A 2,486-nucleotide genomic window follows, 5' to 3' on the forward strand; every position below is an offset into this window, starting at 1 on the left:
GTGATCCACGCAAGTCCTCCCTGTGCGACAGGACGTTCATTGTGGAAAGGCATCGTTCTCCGCGTAGTACAGGAGAACGTCCAGTGCTTCTTCTGTCGATCTGCCACCGCCCTCTGCTTGCTGTCGAATGTCCGTCGCAAGCGGAGCCTCGAGAAAGTACTCAAAGGACGGGGCGCCTTTCAACAGACGCACCACCGACTGGCCTTCTTCGTACTCAATAACGGCCGCCTCAGAGTCCAGCGACCATGGACGCCTCGCGTAGACGACGTCGTATTCCCCCAGCTTGTCACACTGGTTCAGTATTTCTCGCAGTTTCATGCTTACCTCAGTAGCCACCCTCCAGAGCTTGACTCCACCAACCTGATGTGGGCGAAGCAGCGKTTGCCGTGGCCCGCTTTGGTGCCGTGCTCCGAACTGAGCGGCAACTACGAAGCAAAGCCGAGATCATTGACATCGAGGCCCATTGCTTGAGCCAGACTCTTCAACTCAGCAGACTCGTCGTCGGTCAACGATACGTCGTATTCAACCAACTGAGTGCAAAGGAGCTCCAAACCGACGCCCCACTCTCGCTTGGCAATCAAGGTTCTCGCATTCATCACGTCCTCATCCGGCAGCAGACCTTCAAAGCCGGCAACAAAGGCGAGAAGACGGGCTTCGAGGTTCGATTCAGTCATTGGATTCCTCCTACTTCGGGAAGGCCGTGACAATGCCTTCGCCGCGGGGCTCAACGATGCAGATCATGCACACTCCGTCGCGGACTCCCTCCACTTTCCAGCGAACTGGGAGACCGCTCTTCGTAAATTGAGCTCCTGCCTTGCCAGTCTGCTGCACCCACAGCGCCGCCGGGTCAGTCGCAAGGTCCGAGACGTTGTGCATAACCCTATCTGCATCCCATGACTGAGGAAACGGGGTCTTGCCGGAGCTGCCGGGCCAGAGGTGACCTCCACCAGTCGCATCTCCATGAAGTATGTGTTGGGTGCGTTGTGCGCTTGCGAGATTGATTGACTCTTTTGCCGCGGCCTTTGCGACGCGTGCCCCACGGAGAGCGGTTCCAGCCACTCCCCAGCTCGCAAAATCCCCCAACACCGTGGCGCCGTTGAACCCAGCGCTGCCCCAACGCCTGTGAGCCAGATCATCGAGCATGCCGTAGGCACCACCGATGAATGGCGTCATGCCGATCGCGATCTCGCCGGCCGTCGGAGCCGGCGTGGAGCCGGTGACCATGACGACCGGCATGCTCGGCTGGCCCGGCTTCTGGTACCAGACCTGGCCGTCGCCCGTCGTGCAATAGCCCTCGGTGCGATCGCAGATGACGCCGTACGCATCGAAGACCGACGACACGTTGAACTGCGGGATCAATGCGTCGAGCCTCGGGACACCGTACCCCCACCCGTTGCCTGAGGTCTCCGCGCGCCCAGGGAGGGTGCCTACGCGAGCGTCAGCGGTCGTCGAATCGCCCGATCCATGCATCAGCCGCACCACGTTCTGCGAGCAGTACGGGTTGTTCCACTTGCACGGATCCAGGATGTCCTGCTTCTTCGGCGGATCCGCCCATCCGCTCGGATCGATGCGTGCCAGCGGGTCGTTGCGCACGTAGCTGTAGCGGTTGAAGCTCTGCAGATCCAGCGGATCCGTCACGAGCGGGTCGCCTGACAGGAAGCGACCGAGGGCCGCGTCATACAGCCGGCCGTTCATGTGCGTGAGCCCGATGTCGTCGAGCTGCTCATGGCCGGTGAAGCCGCGATCTGTGCCACCGTTGACGGCCGGGCTCCAGTCGATGACGAGCGCGCCTGCTGCATCGTAGTTGCCGTTCGCGAAGCGGCGCTTGCCGAACGGGTCATAGGCGTTGCGGGCCGTCACGTTGCCGTTGTGGTCCGTGGTCGCCGCGATGCTGCCCAGGTGGTCCTTGTGCCAATACTCCAGCTTCACCGCGCTCAGGCTCGACTGCGCGGCTGGCGCGGTCTGCGTGGCACCGAGCGTGGGCAGCGCGCCGGTGGTGACCAGCACGCCGAGGCTCTGGCCGCCTGCGCTCAGGTAGTGGCGGTTGCTCGTGACCGCCGGGTTCGCGGCACTGGGGTTGGTCGGCGCATTGACCTCGCTCTCGAAAGCCAGACCGCCGGTGTTGTCCGGGTGCAGGTACCAAGTGGTGCGTGTACCGGCGTTCGTGCCACTCGGGATCGTCCGCACCTCCCGGAGGCGTGCGTGGTCCTCGTCGTAGTTCCACACGTAGCTCGGGCCACCTGCAGGCCCTTGCACGCCCGTCTGGCTGTCCGGCAGGTTGAAGCCGGTGTACGTGATCCCGCGGTACTTGCCCGCCGTTGCGCTGACGATGTTGCCGTTCGCATCGAAGCCGAAGGTGTTGGCTGCCGCGCCTTCGATGCCCAGAGCAGCATGCGGCCTCACGGCGTTCGCACCCTGGGCTCCATAGCTGTACGCCCCCACATCGCTCTTGTAGARGATGCTGCCCAGCGCGTTGTATTGCAGGC

The 2,486-nt window shown here is 62.8% G+C and carries 3 protein-coding genes; all 3 read right to left on the reverse strand.

What is annotated here, in order from left to right; all coding sequences use genetic code 11:
• Nucleotides 1-36 precede the first annotated feature (36 nt).
• Nucleotides 37-318, reverse strand: coding sequence for a DUF7716 domain-containing protein (locus AC1D15_RS26805; RefSeq protein WP_477828397.1), 282 nt, complete (start codon nt 316-318; stop codon nt 37-39).
• Between the two features lie 107 nt (nt 319-425).
• A complete protein-coding gene (locus tag AC1D15_RS26810; RefSeq protein WP_477828398.1) occupies nt 426-674 on the reverse strand; it encodes a MafI family immunity protein in 249 nt (82 codons plus the stop codon).
• Between the two features lie 10 nt (nt 675-684).
• Nucleotides 685-2,486, reverse strand: a 1,802-nt coding sequence (locus tag AC1D15_RS26815) for an RHS repeat-associated core domain-containing protein (protein WP_477828399.1), incomplete at its 5' end; no start/stop codon positions are given.

The sequence above is a fragment of the Rhizobacter sp. P2_H2 genome (assembly GCF_056403375.1).

Excerpts from the sequence above, each read along its gene's own strand:
- AC1D15_RS26810 (WP_477828398.1), bottom strand. The coding sequence starts at position 674 with ATGACTGAATCGAACCTCGAAGCCCGTCTTCTCGCCTTTGTTGCCGGC.
- AC1D15_RS26805 (WP_477828397.1), bottom strand. The coding sequence starts at position 318 with ATGAAACTGCGAGAAATACTGAACCAGTGTGACAAGCTGGGGGAATAC.